We start from the raw sequence: 15693 nt of genomic DNA on the forward strand, positions 1-15693 counted from the left end.
CGTGATGGCTTGGATGACACAATCTTTCTACTACGCGATAGGCATTATCATGATGAAGGGCATTTCATTATTAATGTTGCCCTACCTGACGCATAAGTTATCACTCGTAGAATATGGCTCGTTAGAGTCACTGATCCTACTGGCAGATATCGGCACGATTCTATTCAGTTTTGGAATTGTCGATGCGATGTACCGCTATGTAGGAACTTCAGAAGGAAAGCGGCGCCAGCAGTTAGTCTCAAACTGTTTCACTCTCAGTGTCATCATTTGTTTTATTGGTAGTGGGGTAATCCTCTTAGTGACGCCATGGCTGCTCACTTTAATGCCAGTCGAGTTTGCTTGGTATCAAATCGCTTTGTTACTGATCCCTACTATGCTCGATGGCGTGATCGCCATACCGCTAACCTTGATGCGAATGAATGCTCTGGCCAAGCGCTTCTGCTATCTCAATGTAATCAAAGCTTTTGTGCAAGCCACTCTCACCGTCGTCCTGCTCGAGCTAGGATATGGGCTAGACGCCGTACTGATCTCAGGGGCCATTTCAAGTCTGCTTTTAACGCTCTGCCTTGTTGGATATCAACGAGGACAAATGGGAAAAATTGGTCACCTTGCAGATTCCAAACAACTCCTTTCTTTTGGCGTTCCCGTGCTGATTGGGGCAGTCTCAATCTATCTCGTCCAAGGCGCAGATCGCTGGTTCCTTGCCCATGGTGTCGGTATCGAAGAGTTAGCTGTTTATGCGGTTGCAACCAAGTTCACGCTGATTTTGGGCTTGCTGATGCAACCCTACGCACTATGGTGGTTCCCTACCCGAATCCCCATGTTGCAGAACCCAGATGGCAAACAACAATGTGCGGATAAGGCAATACTTGGCACTAATCTCGGTATTATGCTTGGGACCTTGCTCATCCTCACGGCGCCAATGGCAATTCAGTGGCTACTACCCGAAGTCTACGCCGATGCGAGTGTCGTTCTCGTATTCCTATTGTTGATAGCTATGATCAAAAATGCTGGTGATTACATGAATCTAGGCTGCTATTGTGGCGATTCCAGCCAAGCTCAAATGTGGATTCAGGCAGGGTGCGCGCTGTTTGCACTCATCGGATACAGCGTGCTCACTCCACAATGGGGTGTTTTGGGAATTGTCGCTGTGCTCTTTAGCGCCCATTCACTTCGCCTCATATTTTTCTATGTGATCAGTCAGCGAAAACAACCCCTCCCTTACCGACACGTCAAATGGCTTGCCTGTCTTGGAGTTTCGGGGCTTATGCTCACGCTGAACAGCATTTTGAATCAATGGCTATATCATCTTCCTACTATTGTCTTAACGCTACCGGTTGCCCTGATGACCTTGGTGTTTTACCTCAAACTCAATATCATCGACATACCGGTGACATTGCTGGTTAAATTGCGGTTAAAACGAAATCCGGCTCATTAAAATACACTTTGGCGACCATAGAGCACTCAGTGGAGCTCTAAAATGACTCCGCGCGTACTAACAGAGATAAGGCGTTTCGTCAGTAAAGAACAGCAACGTCAAATTAGAAAACTGAGTTGATCGGATTGCAGATTTGCAAAAACAGAATGGCATTGAACGAAAGGGCACACAGGGCCCTTTGTCCTGTTCATGATCACCGTGTCACCGGATAAGGTCATGACCATAGCTAATATTCAAGCGGTGCTATCATGCGTTTCCTATGCGATGTGAAATTCTGTCACTGTCACTTGCTCACCAACCATTTCAACAAAACTTTGAGCTGGAATACTTTTCCACTCATGTCTGTCTAGCTCAAACGGCTCAGATGCAAGTACAACACCGCTGTCGACACTTTTATAAAACATGGTTGGTGGCGTACCGAACGAGGCGTAACGCAAAGCCCAGTATTGATGACCATCGCTGATACACAATGCCGCCTTGAAAGGCTGATCATTAATGCCCTTATTGCCCATCTCTACTTCAATCATGCTAATCACTCGTCTTAATGCCAATTTGGGGTTTTGATCTAACCCGTGCTGCATTAAAAGGAGGAATATCAGCTCGCTATCTGTTGTACCTTTACGCTTTAAATAACAAGGCTCATCGAGCTGTCGCTCAAGTTGATAACGAACTCTTTCGAACTCTGGGATTTGCCCATTGTGCATAAAGAGCCAATTTTTAACGTTGAACGGATGGCAATTCTCTCGAGATGTGTTTGCACCTGTTGATGCCCTCACATGTGCCATGAAGCGATGAGATTTAGTATGTTGGGCGAGAGAACGTAGGTTGGCATCAGACCAAGCAGGTAACACTTCACGATACAACGCAGGCGTCGGCTTTTCACCATACCAGGCCGCACCAAAACCGTCAGCGTTGACCGCCGTCACTGCTTTCGACGCTTCCATGCTCTGCATCACCAATGAATGGTTAGGCTGATGTAGCATTTCATCCAGAAAACACGGTTTACCTTGGTACGCCAGCCATCTACACACGACAATTACTCCTTGATTATCATATCAGTAGTATGACGCAATCTCGGTTTATTGCAGTGCGACGTGCCACAGAACATTGACGTGCCGTAGATTTCTCAATAGCCGCTACCCTGGGTGCCCGTCTACGCGCGCCTTAATCAGCATCGGACCGAAACAAACAACAAAGCCACCAAAAGCCATACTCCAACCTATTCCCGCGATAACGACCCATGTTTGCAAATGTTCGGGCCAGACTATTGGTCCCAACACTCGCACCAGCGTCGCCAATACCAATGAAAAATACGCAAAGCTAAATGATGGGCCTTGATAAATCGCCCTGCCAGTATGTCCCATACTCACACGAGCAATCATTGCCAGAACAACACCAGCCAATGTGCCCATCGCAAAAAGGTGAATCAATGAATGTGAAATCCATGCATTACCGATATACAACGCTTTCGCAATCAAGCCGACAGGCAGCGCAAGATAAAACAGGTGCAATGACCAAACGAGAGGCTCACCGAATGATCGGACTCCTTGCCAACGGTATAAACGAATACACTGAGCGATACCCGCGACCCATAGTAACGACGCGTTGAACCACGTTGGCACCAAAGGGAAAAATGAGATAACAGCAAGCATCACAAGAGGAAGTATGGCCAACATCTCGAGCCATAATATGGGCTTGGGTGCTTCAAGCTGGAAACGCTTGGCGGTGAAAAACGGTATCACTCGCCCCCCCATGATGGAGATAAGAATCATGAACCACCACAACATCGCCTGCCACAGCGCATTAGCGGAAAAGGGTGGCATGCCCTTTACAGTGGCATAACTCGCCAAATTCGCACTGATTGCCACCAGCAACATCGGAATAAAAAACAGATTTCGCCAGCGTTTAGTGATCACCACTCGATAACCGATCTCCCACCCTGTCAGCACAAGAAATGACGTATCAACTAATGCGATGATAGATAAAGGCGTGTCCGTCCAAAACAGAACCCTCGCTGCAATCCACAGCATCACAATAAAGGCCAGCCGCCCACCGGAGGTGCCTTTCACACCCGTCCACGTCTGCACAGCGGTCATGAGAAATCCCGCGACAACAGCCATCGCAACACCAAACAACATTTCATGGGCATGCCACCAGATCGCAGGCACGTTAAGCGGCGATTGGCTTCCAGAGGTAAACAACCATACCCAAGTGCAGATCGAAAAAACGGCATAAATACCCGCCAGCAGAAAGAGCGGCCTAAAGCCAAGACGAAGTATGGGCGGGATTCTCTCTTCTTTTTCTTTATCAACAATATTGATCATCATGGGCACCTAGGAAGTATTGAAACTATAACATGTATAATATTTACATGTTTAAGGCTAATTAGAAAGAAGAGGCTGCAATTCGAGTACAAATCATTTCGACGAGAAGATTTCGGTGGGAAGATATATCTCGCTAATAGTCTGAATAAAAAGAAAAGCCAGCATTCGCTGGCTTTTTATTGAGTTTGAAAATCAGTTACCCGATTTAGGATCGAGCGCGTCTTGCAACGCATCACCGAGGAAGTTAAACGCCATCACGGTCACCAAAATGGCGATACCGGGATAGATCGCCAACCCTGGAGATTGCCAGATGACTTCTTGCGCATTTTGCAGCATGTTGCCCCATGAAGGCATCGGCGGTTGAATGCCTAGACCTAAAAATGACAACGCACTTTCCAGCAAAATTACGCCACCCAGCGCCATGGTGGTTGCGATGATCACGGGCGACAACACATTCGGCAATACATGACGACGAATGATCCGCCAAGGCGAAGCGCCATAACCGACAGCCGCTTTCACATAGTCACGCTCTCGTAATGACAACGTACCAGAGCGCACCAAACGCGCTGTCGTTGGCCAGCCAAACAAGGCGACAATCACAATGATGCGAATGAAGCTAGCGTTCTCACCTTGCGCCCAGCTTTCAGGCAGACCCAGTTTACTTAGGTCGACCGCCGCCATCACGATCATCAAAGGTAATGTCGGCAGCGACAGCGTGAAATCAGCAATACGCATTAGTACAGCGTCAAGCTTACCGCCAAAGTAACCCGCAAAGACGCCAACTAAGGTGCCTAGTATTGCCGTCATCAAGGCTGCAACCGCACCGACTGATAGCGACACTTGACCGCCATAGAGTAAACGGAGGAATACATCTCGACCTAGCTCATCGGCGCCCAACCAGTGAGCATCACTCGCAGGCTCAAACCGCGCAAAGAAATCCACTTCAAATGGGTCGTGTCCAAACCAACTCGCAAGCAGTGGTGCGCTAAAGCAAAGTATCGCAAACAGTATGATAAATACCGCACTCACCAAGCCGGCTTTGTGTTGACAGAACCGGTGCCACACAAGTACCCATGGCGAAGAAGCTTGGCGCTTCGGTGCTGCAACGGGAGCAGCATTGGAAACATGTTGTGTCATGCGGATGCCCCTTTTGTCAGACTGATTCGTGGGTCAAGTTTTGCATAGGCAATATCTGCAAGCAGGTTACCCAATAGCGCAGTAAAAGTGATCACCATGAGTCCCAACAGAGCAAGGTTATAGTCATTCCCCATGATGGCATCGAAGATCAGCTTACCCATACCCGGCCACGCAAACACGGTTTCCGTGATCAATGCACCAGACAGTAAGAAGCCAATGTCCAACGCAATAATGGTCACTAAAGGGATCATCGCATTACGCAATGCGTGGTGAAAAATCACACGGGTTTTTGACGCCCCTTTCGCAATCGCTGTTCGAATGTAATCCTGACGCATGACTTCTAGCATGGTGCCGCGAACATAGCGGGAATGACTCGCCACATTCAAAACAGTCAGCGATATTACTGGAAGGATAAGGTGTTGCAGTTCCACCCAAAAACCACCCCCTTCGGCCTCACCCGTGCCACCAGCTGGCAGCCAGCCAAGTGTGACTGAGAAGACAAGAATTAGCATTAGCGCTAGCCAAAACGCAGGTGTTGAGAAACCCACAAAGGCACCAAAGCTGATCACGTAATCCACCCAAGTACGATGTTTCAATGCAGCAATCACCCCAACAGGAATAGCGATCAGCAGTGAAAGCAAAGTCGCAATGCCCACCAGCTTTACCGTATTCCACACAGCCGGAATCAACACGTCTTCCGCAGGTTGGTAATACAGACGCGAATAACCAAAGTCACCCTGAACGGCGGCAGATAGCCAGTGCCAGTAACGTTCAATCAACGGTTGGTCTAATCCCTGAAGGGCTTTGAGTCTTGCGACATCTGCTGCTGTCATTGTCGGATCTGACGTTGCCATCAAATCAATCGGGTCTCCGGGCATGAGACCAATCAGCGCGTAAGAAACAAATGAAACTAAAAACAGGACAAACATGCTCTGTAGTGTGCGGCCAATAATGAAACGCGTCATACCGTGGCCTCCTTACAATCAAACTTTTTTGCGTCAATCACTTCACTGGGGAAGTGGCAAGCAACAATATGCTTTTCATCACCGCCATACATCAACGCCTTAGGCGCTTCAGACTGGCATCGATCCGTCGCTTTCGCACAGCGCGGATGAAACGCACAGCCACTGGGCGGGTCTATCGGGCTTGGCACATCGCCTTGTAACGATAACCCTCGCTTGCGTTTCCCTCGCCCCACCTCAGGTACAGCGGCGAGTAGTGCCTGACTATATGGGTGAGCAGGGTTAGCAAAAAACGCATCGCGCGGTGCTTGCTCAACAATCTGACCGAGATACATCACAACAATGGTATCGGCGAGATAGTCCACCACGGCCATGTCATGGCTAATGAAGAAAAAAGACAGGTTTCGTTCGCGCTGTAACTCCGCAAACAAATTCAACACTTGGCTTTGCACCGACACATCGAGTGCCGACAGGGGTTCATCAGCAATGATCAACGAAGGTTCGAGCACCAAAGCGCGAGCGATACAGATACGCTGACGCTGACCACCGGAAAACTCATGCGGATAGCGATCGAGTGCGTCTTCACTCAAACCCACAGCGATTAATGCATCAATCACCTTGGCTTTGCGCGAGGCTTTGTCGCCAACGTTATAAACATCAAGCGGCTCCCCCACCAGTTCAGAAACTGGCATGCGCGGATTCAGTGCAGAGTACGGGTCTTGAAATACTAACCCAAGTTTACGGCGCAACGCTTTAAGCGCCTCGCCTTTCAAGCCCGCGGTTTTCACACCGGCAAGCTCAACCGTGCCTTCAGCTGGCGCTTCTAGTAATGCGACCATGCGACCTAACGTCGATTTCCCGCAGCCTGATTCGCCAACAATCGCTATGGTCTCCCCTTCATTCAATGACAGGGATATCTTGGTCACCGCTTTCAGTTCTTGCGCAGGTTTTCCAAACCAACCTTTTTGACCAATGGGATAGCGCTGACAGACATTGTCTAGTTTTAATAATGTCATAAAGTCCGTCCTTATGTATGGTGGCACGCCACCGTGTGAACGGTGTTGAGTTCAACCGATTCAGGCATTGCAGACACACAGGTCGGCGTCGCTTTGCTGCATCGATCGGCGAACGGACAACCAGAACCGCGTAAATCGAGCGGGGGCACGGCACCTGGAATCGCAGGCAACACATCACGTGCAGCGCCAATTTTTGGCAATGTCGCCAGTAGCCCTTGCGTATAAGGGTGCTGAGGATTAGCGAACAGTTCTTCAGCGGTTGCTTGCTCAACAATGCGTCCCGCGTACATTACGATGACGCGCTCAGCAAGCTGAGAGACAACACCCAAATTGTGGCTGATGAATTGAACCGCTGTGCCTGTGGTATCACGAAGCTCTTCCAGCAAATCGAGAACCTGAGCTTGTACCGTGACGTCCAATGCCGTCGTGGGTTCGTCAGCGATAATCAGTTCAGGTTCACATGCCAGCGCCATGGCGATCATGACACGCTGCCGCATCCCACCAGAGAGCTCATGTGGGTAAGCAGTTGCACGTCGAACTGGATCGGGAATGTGCACCCTTTCGAGCATGTCAATCGCGCGCTCTTTCGCTTCCGCTTTATTGTTACCACGGTGAAGTTCAAACATCTCCGCAATTTGATCCCCGACCGTCACAACAGGGTTAAGCGCAGTCATGGGTTCTTGAAAGATCATGGCGATACCTTCACCGCGCACTTTCTGCCAATCCGCATCGCTGTTGCTTAGCAGGTTTTCACCACGAAAGACCACTTCACCACTGGCTTTCATGACGTTTGGTTGCAGCCCCATTAGCGTCAACGCAGCAAGGCTTTTGCCACACCCTGATTCACCGACAACGCCAAGGATCTCGCCTTTGTTGATATGAAAGCTGATATCGTTAACCGCAGGGTAGCCTTTAAAGGCCACCCGCAGACGACGAACATCAAGTATCTTGTCGTCCATGTACGGCTCCTACTTCTTAGTGGTGTACCACTCTTCAACCCAGTTGGTGGATGGGAACATATGACCCGTCGGTGTCACACCTTCCAACCATTTCGGCATCACGAAGCTGTCTGCACGGAAATACAGAGGCAGTGCTGGCAGGTCTTCCGCATAGATATTCTGAATTTCATGGAAGATCTTCTTACGCTTTTCGGTATCCAGCTCTGCTTCTACCTTGTTTAGCAAATCATCCATCGCAGGGTTTTGGTAACCAATGTAGTTTTGACCAGACCAACCGTTTTCTTCCGTTGGGATGTTAGTAGAAAGCAGCGTGGTACGCGGTGGACTCTCAGGTGATGAGTACCATGCAAACATGGCTAGGCCTTTGTGCTTGCGCTTGTTTAACGTTTCACCGAAATAGACACGCGCTGGCTGGTTATTGATGCTCACCTTCACACCAATCTGTTTCCACTGGGATTGAAGAACTTGCTGCACCAGCTCACGGGTTTTGTTACCCGCTGTCGTCATTAATTCGATGCGTAGCTCATTACCTTCCGAATCAACCATCACGCCATTTTTTAACGTAAATCCAGCACCTTCGAGCAACTGCTTGGCTTTTTCAGGATTATATTCGTAGCGTTTTACGTCAGCAAAAAAGGTCGTATCACGTGGGCTCACGTTCGTATCTGCGACTGGCTGCTTACCACCGAAAAGCTTATCCACCAATTGCTCTCGATTCGCGCCATAAAGAAGCGCCTGACGAACTTCCTTAATGGCCAGATGCGGGTTGTTCATCGTGGTGTCTAAGTGCTCGTAAAGCAGACCAGGCTCGTAGTGAACCTTGTATTTATCACCGTGACGCTTTTCAAGTTGCAGCACTTGATCCAATGAAAGGCCGAGTTCACCGGGCAAATAGTCCACAGAGCCAGAAAGAAGATGCGCTTCTAGCGCTGAGGTGTTCTCAATGGCTTTAAATATGATTTCGTCAATGACAGGAGACTTACCTTTCCAATGCGGATTTTTCTGAGCGGTGATGAAACTTCCTGCATTGACTTTCGAAATCACAAAAGGACCGAAATACAAACCAGGGTTTGTTGGTTCAGTGGCGTACTTGGTGGTTTTTGAATAACTCGTTGGATCCTTGCTATACACATCGCCTTCCACATGAGCAGGCATAGCAGTAGGAATGAACGTATTGTATTTGAATGTGATTTTGTTCAGAACGACTTCAAAGTTCTTGTCATCAAGCACAACCAGCTTTTCCATGGTCTTGGCTTCTTGAAGACCTGGGTTGCCGACACGCTCATCGGTTTCAATCGCGTAACCAAGCGCGATATCTTTGGTGGTGACAGGAACACCGTCCCCCCAAAACAAATCATTTGGAATTTGCACTTTGAGTTTGATGCCTTCACGACCATCATCAAGCACTATTCGCTCTGCTAATCCGTTTTCAAAGCTGGGCACGTCGACACATGCGTTACATTGTAACAACCAGTCTTTGCCATAAATCACCGTGCCGCGGTGCGCTGTACTCAGAATGTATGATGCCGCGACGTTCGAAACGAGGATCGGGTGAAGGCCCTCTGGGTATTGAGACATCCCAATTTTTAACGTTTCAGCGCTTGCTGATGCAGCCGAAAAAGCCAGTGGCGCAGCCATCGCCAACGCGAGGATTGTTTTTTTCATTTTATCAGTTCCTTTGTATGCAACAGGGGCAGTTCCGTTACCCAAAAACTATGCGCAATAAAGATGGTTTTCTTAGCCCCAAAACTAAATGCAGCGAAAAATTGCGCATATTCATCCAATGTTAAACATATGTTTCATACAAAGTCGACAGCATACTGTTTAGTATTTATGCGGAAGGATAAAATAAATAGCCGAAATGCTTGGCTGAGTCGCATTTCAACATATTTAACATTTTTTATACTTATTATTCAGTAGGTTACAAACTAAAACAAAGCAAGTTATTGAATATAAACCCATACGATACGCCTTTTTACCCAACACTAGATTTCAACATGTTATGCCGAGAGACACACACAACTGGCGTTCGCCCTTTTATAAAAGGGGGCATAAAGAGAATAAAGAAGAAAACGTCGACAGATAGACAGGAAAGCATGGTGCATAGATAGGCTGAACACACAGCAATAACACTTCTCGAGTTTTAGCATCACCTTCTACATTAATGTTATCAGGCAGCACATCCCTCTTAGCTCTCTGATGTAAGACGTCGTTTCACCCACCCTATTTGTCACATAAACAAGGATGCTAAGGAGCGATAAGCCCCCTAGAAAAGAAAGACCATCAAATGCAGCGCTTAAGTAACGGGATACGTGATAGGCACCATGCAGCAACGAGCGAACCGAGGTAAACGACGAAAGTAATAACAGGAATGGAAATCAAAGGTGTGAACGACATTGCGCCGATTCCTGCAAAATTGAGTATTTCTAGAACCATCGGATGGATCAGGTAAACGCCTAGCGTCAACGAAGCGAGCGCTTTGGTAACATCAGTAGTCCAAAGCGGTCGGTTTTTTCGCTTAAACATAAACATCACACTGATCGACATGGGAATGACAGTAAGACTCAAGTAATCGTAGAAATAGAGACCTATTTTTACAGATGAAGCGGATGCCAAGAGAAAGAAGCCTAATGATGTAACAACAAATGTAGTCACAAACACGCCGACAATCATGCGAAATGGCGGATAGCGTTCTGTTTGGCGTAACAAATAACCCAAAAAGAAATAGGGTACATATAACAAAAACCAATTGATGAACAAACCCGCGTCTTGCCCATTCAGCTTTTCAACACCTGAATTAATCGCAGCGATCGACATACCCGCAACAACGAGCACCCAAAGCGCATTTTCAGAGGCTTGCATGACAACCATTCGAAAAAATGGTGTAAACAGATACAGCCCTACGATCATGTAGAGAAACCACATGTGATAATAAGGTGTACCGTTCAATACACTAAGAAGAAGCGAAGACACCGATTCAGGCTGATTTTTAACCACCCCTTTAACAACCTGCCAGCCGAGATAGACCAACGTCCAAAACACTAACGGGATAAGCAGCCTTGAGACGCGCTTTTTGTAGAAATCTTGCAGGGATTCCGTTTTAGAAGGGTCAAGTAACAAAGCGCCACTTATCATGACAAAAACAGGCACGCACCACCTGACTGCGCTGTCATACACATTCCCTATCCACCAAGAGATGCTACCCAGTTGTGCATCAAACACAAAGTCTGCCGCGACATGCAACATCACGACCGCCAGAATCGCGAGGATCCTAGCGTTATCTAACCAAACCATTTACTTGTCCTTGCTAACCAATAAAAAATTGCGAGCTTCGCCAACCGATTTTGGGTATGTTTTTTGATTAACTATAGCCCAATATTTACGCTATTTTTCCAAGGGTTAGAGAGACAATAACATTCTGTGATAATGACACTCACTGGCTCTGTATGTTCACAACGTGCTGTAAGCCTGAGGCTCATCGCCTTTTACGACGACACGATGCAATCTTCTTGGTTCGTCACCGTAATCGGTAACAGCGAAATGTTGAGTACAGCGATTATCCCAAATGGCGATACTTCCTGTTTGCCAGCGAAAACGTACCTGAAATTCTTCAACATGACTGTATGAAAATAGCGACGATAATAATTCTTCACCCTTTTCTAAGTCTTCGTCATCGACACGCTGGCAAAATTGCTCGTTGATATAGAGGGTAGGTTTTCCTGTTTCTGGGTGTACTGTCACTAAAGGATGATGAATATCCTTTATCCCGCTTGAAATGTTACTTACTTTGCTCTCGCCCTGCGCATCCACTTCATCAAATCGACTCCCTGCAAATCCATGCACAGCATGGGTTGCTGTTCTGCCGCGTAGTGACTGTTTCAACGCATCGGGCAGTGCTCGGTAAACCGCTTCCATAGAAACCCAGATAGTATCTCCCCCAGCAGAAGGAAGATGCTGCGCGCAGAGCACCGAGCATTTGGGTGGTGCTTTCTGCCACGTCATGTCCGTGTGCCAGTAACTCTTACCAGGCGGATTTCCGCGTGTGGTTTCGATGACGCTGACTTGAGGGAAGCCCTCGACATGAGGGAAGAATGGGTGTGGTGCTTCCAATTCGCCAAAACGCGCTGCTAGCTCAAGCTGTTGTTGCGGTGAAAGGTGCTGTTTGCGAAAAAAGATCACTTTGTGAGTTAAGAATGCCTGATAGATTTGCGCAAACTCATTCTCACTACAATTGGCCAGACTGACATCATCAATGCTGGCGCCAATATGCTGGGACAGCGGCGTTATTTTCATTTTCTTCCCTTAATGTTGAATTCGATATTTATCGCTATATTTCCAATAGAACGGACAACAACCGCTTTCCATTCATCGATGATACCGCGTTACGCGTTATGAGCCATACGCAGACGCTGACCAAATCACAGATGAATGCCATGGGTAACAACGCTCGCCCTGTGCAACCTCTGAACGCAAGGTTAGTACTCGACGGCGATTAACGTCATTTAGGGCCTGCGCATCCGGCCCTTTTCTTTGCCATTGCAAGATTTCTCACCAATTTTGCGGTAACATCCCCACGTCTTTCAAACCCTTGGATACCACCGTGGCAAACACCAACGAACCAACTTTTTTCTTCTTTGATTACGAAACCTTTGGCATCAGCCCTGCTCTAGATCGACCTTGTCAGTTTGCAGGCGTAAGAACAGACAAAGACTTCAATATCATCGGTGAACCGTTGGTCATTTATTGCCAGCCACCCAATGACTATTTGCCTCAGCCAGAAGCGTGTTTGATTACCGGAATTACGCCTCAAACTGCCGTTTCTCGCGGATTGCCTGAGCCAGAGTTCATTGCCAAAATTCATGAGCAACTCTCTATGCCAGGGACATGCTCAGTGGGCTACAACAATATTCGATTTGATGATGAAGTATCGCGCTATACGCTTTATCGCAATTTCTTTGACCCTTACGGGTGGAGTTGGCAAAACGGTAATTCAAGGTGGGATTTGTTGGATGCAATGCGTGCCGCGTATGCACTTCGCCCTGAAGGCATTGAGTGGCCAGTAAACGCTGAGGGTGCCAGCAGCTTTAAGTTGGAACATCTTTCCGTTGCCAATGGTATTGAGCACGCGAACGCGCACGATGCAATGGCTGATGTGATTGCCACCATCGAAATGGCGAAGAAATTCAAACAAGCCCAACCTCGTTTGTTTGATTACCTGTATACACATCGCAATAAAAATAAGCTAACAGCATTGATCGACATCGTCGCGATGAAACCGCTTGTGCATGTTTCAGGCATGTTTGGCACTGAGCGCGGTAACACCAGTTGGATTGTTCCCGTTGCGTGGCACCCAGACAACAAAAACGCCGTTATCGCCATTGATCTTGCGCTCGACCCATCCCCATTGTTTGACTTAGATGCAACGGCACTTCGTGAACGTTTATATACAAAGCGTGCCGACCTCGCACCTGATGAGTTACCTGCTCCTATCAAACTCATTCACATCAATAAATGTCCTGTCTTAGCTGAAGCAAAAACCTTGCGTCCAGAAGATGCTGAAAGATTGGGTATTGATCGCCAACGCTGTCTTGATCACTTGAAGAAACTTCAGGCACACCCACAGGTAAGAGAAAAACTGGTCGAGCTTTACGCTGAAAAGCCCCAGTATGGCGATGCTAACAATGTGGATGCGGCGCTCTATGATGGTTTCTTCTCGCCGTCTGATCGCTCCACCATGGATATCATTCGTCAAACCAAACCGGAAAATCTCGCGGCGCTTGAAATCAATGTCGCTGACAAGCGTATTCATCCGCTGTTGTTTCGCTACCGTGCTCGCAACTATTCTTGGACGCTGACTGACAGCGAGCAAAAGAAATGGCACCTTCATCGCCGAGATTATTTCGAAACACACTTGCCTGAATACATGGCGCGATTGGAAGATCTCGCTGAAGAAAATCAAAGCGACACAAAAAAATTAGCGATTCTAAAATCCATTTATCACTACGTCGAATCGCTTGTATCTTAGTGATTATCACTAACCTTTGCTGAATACCGCGTGATGTACGCTATACACCTCCAAAGAAACAGAGGTGTTACATTTGAATTTCCGTGATTTGAGTCCACACTTTTCTAATAAGAGATAGTGAGGTGGATGAGAAAATGGTAACCAAAGTAAACAGTCGGTGCTACCGCTTTTCTAACGTCGATTTTGAACCAGAAAGCCGTTCCTTGTTTTGGCAAGACAGTACAGTAAGCACACTCACCTATGAAGAGTGTCGCTTACTAGAAATGCTTTGCTACCATGCTGGAGAAGTGCTGTCTGCTCGTATTCTGTATGCTTCTACATCGTTACCCGACTCTTCTTTTTCTCAGCACCAAAATAGCCTGTGCTCACTGCTGGCTAAATCTTATCGCCATGGCGAAAAAACACTTCCGTTAGATGTGGTGGGCGATCATGGCTACCGCGTTGCGTTGCCTCAAAAAACCTATCAACGACAAGCTGAAGTGATACCCAATCCCTCAGAACCTGACCCTCTTGACATTCACATCGATGAACCCGTACAAGAATTGAAAACACAACGTAACGTTGTGCCCATCATTACAGGTACGCTTCTTTCTGTGCTCAGTGCTGCTGCAGCGATTATCTATCTGATGTAACGCCCTTCACGTTGCCTAACTATTGTGCAATGGTAGGAATTACCATGTTTTGAACAAGATTTTCATAGCGAGCTCAGTCTAGAATAGTTTCACGACTGTCTATCAGGGTCTTCGACGTGAAATATCTTCTTGGTTTCGCACTCATCGCGATTTATACCCTTGTGGGTAGCTTACTGACTCAACTGTTACACCTTCCAATACCCAGCAGTATCATTAGCATGCTGTTGCTTTTCGTGAGCCTAACAACGGGCATCGTACCGGGACGTTGGGTAAAAGATGCCTGCACGGTACTGATTACCATCATGCCACTGTTCTTTATCCCTGCCAGCATGGGGCTAATGGATCACTTTCATCTGTTGATCACCGATTCGATGCCTCTATTGGGCGCCACGATATTGAGCTCTACGGTGGTGCTGATTGTTATGGCAAAAATTCTGGATAAATATCAAGGGGAAGATAACTAATGTGGCTTATTGCAACCCTTGTGGTGTACTTCATCGCCCGTCATATTGCCTTAAAACTACGTCATCCTATTTTCAATCCTTTGCTGATCAGCTTACTTGTACTGATGCCAATGGTGATTTATTCAGGCAATACCTACAAAGAATACTTTGACCAGAACAAAGCCATAAATTTCATGCTTGGCCCTGCGGTAATTGCATTGGCGTATCCCTTATACGAGCAAATGCACGTGATTAAACGACACTGGAAAACCATCTTACTGGCATGTCTTGGCGCGAGTTTGCTCTCAATGACTCTTGGCACCACATTCGCGTTGCTGGCGGGCGGAGATCTCCAGATAGCAGCATCTGTGTTGCCAAAATCTATCTCAACGCCTTTTGCCTTGGGCACGGCTGAACATATAGGCGGTATTCCCGCGGTCACGGCTGCACTCGTGGTGGTTGCAGGGCTTTTCGGTGCACTGATTGGCTATCCGCTACTGAACATCATGAAGATTAAATCCTCTCTTGCTAGAGGCCTTTCAATCGGCGCGGTGTCTCACGCCATAGGCACGGCAAAAGCAGCTGAAACTCACTATCAGGAGGGCGCATTAAGTTCATTAGCGTTAGTGATATGTGGGATCATGACAGCCATTCTAGCCCCGTTTGTTTTTCATGTCATTGAGTTCTTTGTTAATTGCAGCCCAATCTCGACCTGTATCAAATGAAATCGAATTCATGTGAGGTCACTTATATTTAT

14 protein-coding genes are annotated in these 15693 nt (G+C 47.4%); 5 read left to right on the forward strand and 9 right to left on the reverse strand.

Going from position 1 to position 15693, the window contains the following annotated elements:
* Positions 1-4: 4 nt before the first annotated feature.
* On the forward strand, positions 5-1438 hold the full coding sequence (locus A1OO_RS09845) for a lipopolysaccharide biosynthesis protein (protein WP_017002916.1): 1434 nt from the start codon (positions 5-7) through the stop codon (positions 1436-1438).
* A gap of 257 nt (positions 1439-1695) precedes the next feature.
* Here the strand turns inward: A1OO_RS09845 and A1OO_RS09850 are convergent, their stop codons facing one another.
* From A1OO_RS09850 to A1OO_RS09890, 9 genes are all read right to left on the reverse strand, one after another.
* Positions 1696-2469, reverse strand: a complete 774-nt coding sequence (locus A1OO_RS09850) for a class II glutamine amidotransferase (protein ID WP_016962300.1) — start codon at positions 2467-2469, stop codon at positions 1696-1698.
* A gap of 105 nt (positions 2470-2574) precedes the next feature.
* Positions 2575-3762, reverse strand: a complete 1188-nt coding sequence (locus A1OO_RS09855; protein WP_017002917.1) for an NnrS family protein — start codon at positions 3760-3762, stop codon at positions 2575-2577.
* Between the two features lie 192 nt (positions 3763-3954).
* On the reverse strand, positions 3955-4899 hold the full coding sequence (locus A1OO_RS09860) for an ABC transporter permease (protein ID WP_016962304.1): 945 nt from the start codon (positions 4897-4899) through the stop codon (positions 3955-3957).
* The gene (locus A1OO_RS09865) at positions 4896-5864 is read right to left on the reverse strand and encodes an ABC transporter permease (RefSeq protein ID WP_017002918.1); all 969 of its coding nucleotides are present in this window, start codon (positions 5862-5864) and stop codon (positions 4896-4898) included. The genes A1OO_RS09860 and A1OO_RS09865 overlap by 4 nt, the downstream gene beginning before the upstream one ends.
* Positions 5861-6877: an ABC transporter ATP-binding protein gene (locus A1OO_RS09870; RefSeq protein ID WP_016962306.1), complete on the reverse strand. Its 1017-nt coding sequence runs from the start codon at positions 6875-6877 to the stop codon at positions 5861-5863. The genes A1OO_RS09865 and A1OO_RS09870 overlap by 4 nt, the downstream gene beginning before the upstream one ends.
* An 11-nt stretch (positions 6878-6888) precedes the next feature.
* Positions 6889-7836 (reverse strand): ABC transporter ATP-binding protein, encoded by a 948-nt coding sequence (locus A1OO_RS09875; protein WP_016962307.1) that lies wholly within the window; start codon positions 7834-7836, stop codon positions 6889-6891.
* Positions 7837-7845: 9 nt separating this feature from the next.
* Positions 7846-9501, reverse strand: a complete 1656-nt coding sequence (locus A1OO_RS09880) for a peptide ABC transporter substrate-binding protein (RefSeq protein WP_017002919.1) — start codon at positions 9499-9501, stop codon at positions 7846-7848.
* Positions 9502-10119: 618 nt separating this feature from the next.
* Positions 10120-11130, reverse strand: a complete 1011-nt coding sequence (locus A1OO_RS09885; RefSeq protein ID WP_017002920.1) for an acyltransferase — start codon at positions 11128-11130, stop codon at positions 10120-10122.
* 156 nt (positions 11131-11286) lie between these two features.
* On the reverse strand, positions 11287-12129 hold the full coding sequence (locus A1OO_RS09890; protein WP_017002921.1) for a TauD/TfdA dioxygenase family protein: 843 nt from the start codon (positions 12127-12129) through the stop codon (positions 11287-11289).
* Between the two features lie 307 nt (positions 12130-12436).
* Here A1OO_RS09890 and sbcB point away from each other — a divergent pair, with 307 nt between their 5' ends.
* The 4 genes from sbcB (at position 12437) to A1OO_RS09910 (ending at position 15661) form a co-directional block, all read left to right on the forward strand.
* Positions 12437-13861, forward strand: coding sequence for an exodeoxyribonuclease I (sbcB, locus tag A1OO_RS09895; protein WP_017002922.1), 1425 nt, complete (start codon positions 12437-12439; stop codon positions 13859-13861).
* A 122-nt stretch (positions 13862-13983) separates the two neighbouring features.
* Positions 13984-14493 (forward strand): hypothetical protein, encoded by a 510-nt coding sequence (locus A1OO_RS09900; protein ID WP_017002923.1) that lies wholly within the window; start codon positions 13984-13986, stop codon positions 14491-14493.
* A gap of 116 nt (positions 14494-14609) precedes the next feature.
* Entirely contained in the window at positions 14610-14957 is a 348-nt protein-coding gene (locus tag A1OO_RS09905) for a CidA/LrgA family protein (protein WP_016962314.1), read from the forward strand.
* Complete coding sequence (locus A1OO_RS09910) at positions 14957-15661, forward strand: CidB/LrgB family autolysis modulator (RefSeq protein ID WP_016962316.1); 705 nt, start codon at positions 14957-14959, stop codon at positions 15659-15661. Before A1OO_RS09905 ends, A1OO_RS09910 begins: the two co-directional genes overlap by 1 nt.
* The last annotated feature ends 32 nt before the right edge of the window (positions 15662-15693 follow it).

This window comes from Enterovibrio norvegicus FF-33 (assembly GCF_000286835.2).
Classification (GTDB): Bacteria; Pseudomonadota; Gammaproteobacteria; order Enterobacterales; family Vibrionaceae; genus Enterovibrio; species Enterovibrio norvegicus_A.

What these genes read in the sequence shown, in the direction of transcription:
- A1OO_RS09845 (WP_017002916.1), top strand. Translation starts at nt 5, where the DNA reads ATGGCTTGGATGACACAATCTTTCTACTACGCGATAGGCATTATCATG.
- A1OO_RS09855 (WP_017002917.1), bottom strand. Translation starts at nt 3,762, where the DNA reads ATGATCAATATTGTTGATAAAGAAAAAGAAGAGAGAATCCCGCCCATA.
- A1OO_RS09860 (WP_016962304.1), bottom strand. Translation starts at nt 4,899, where the DNA reads ATGACACAACATGTTTCCAATGCTGCTCCCGTTGCAGCACCGAAGCGC.
- A1OO_RS09865 (WP_017002918.1), bottom strand. Translation starts at nt 5,864, where the DNA reads ATGACGCGTTTCATTATTGGCCGCACACTACAGAGCATGTTTGTCCTG.
- A1OO_RS09870 (WP_016962306.1), bottom strand. Translation starts at nt 6,877, where the DNA reads ATGACATTATTAAAACTAGACAATGTCTGTCAGCGCTATCCCATTGGT.
- A1OO_RS09875 (WP_016962307.1), bottom strand. Translation starts at nt 7,836, where the DNA reads ATGGACGACAAGATACTTGATGTTCGTCGTCTGCGGGTGGCCTTTAAA.
- A1OO_RS09880 (WP_017002919.1), bottom strand. Translation starts at nt 9,501, where the DNA reads ATGAAAAAAACAATCCTCGCGTTGGCGATGGCTGCGCCACTGGCTTTT.
- A1OO_RS09885 (WP_017002920.1), bottom strand. Translation starts at nt 11,130, where the DNA reads ATGGTTTGGTTAGATAACGCTAGGATCCTCGCGATTCTGGCGGTCGTG.
- A1OO_RS09890 (WP_017002921.1), bottom strand. Translation starts at nt 12,129, where the DNA reads ATGAAAATAACGCCGCTGTCCCAGCATATTGGCGCCAGCATTGATGAT.
- A1OO_RS09910 (WP_016962316.1), top strand. Translation starts at nt 14,957, where the DNA reads ATGTGGCTTATTGCAACCCTTGTGGTGTACTTCATCGCCCGTCATATT.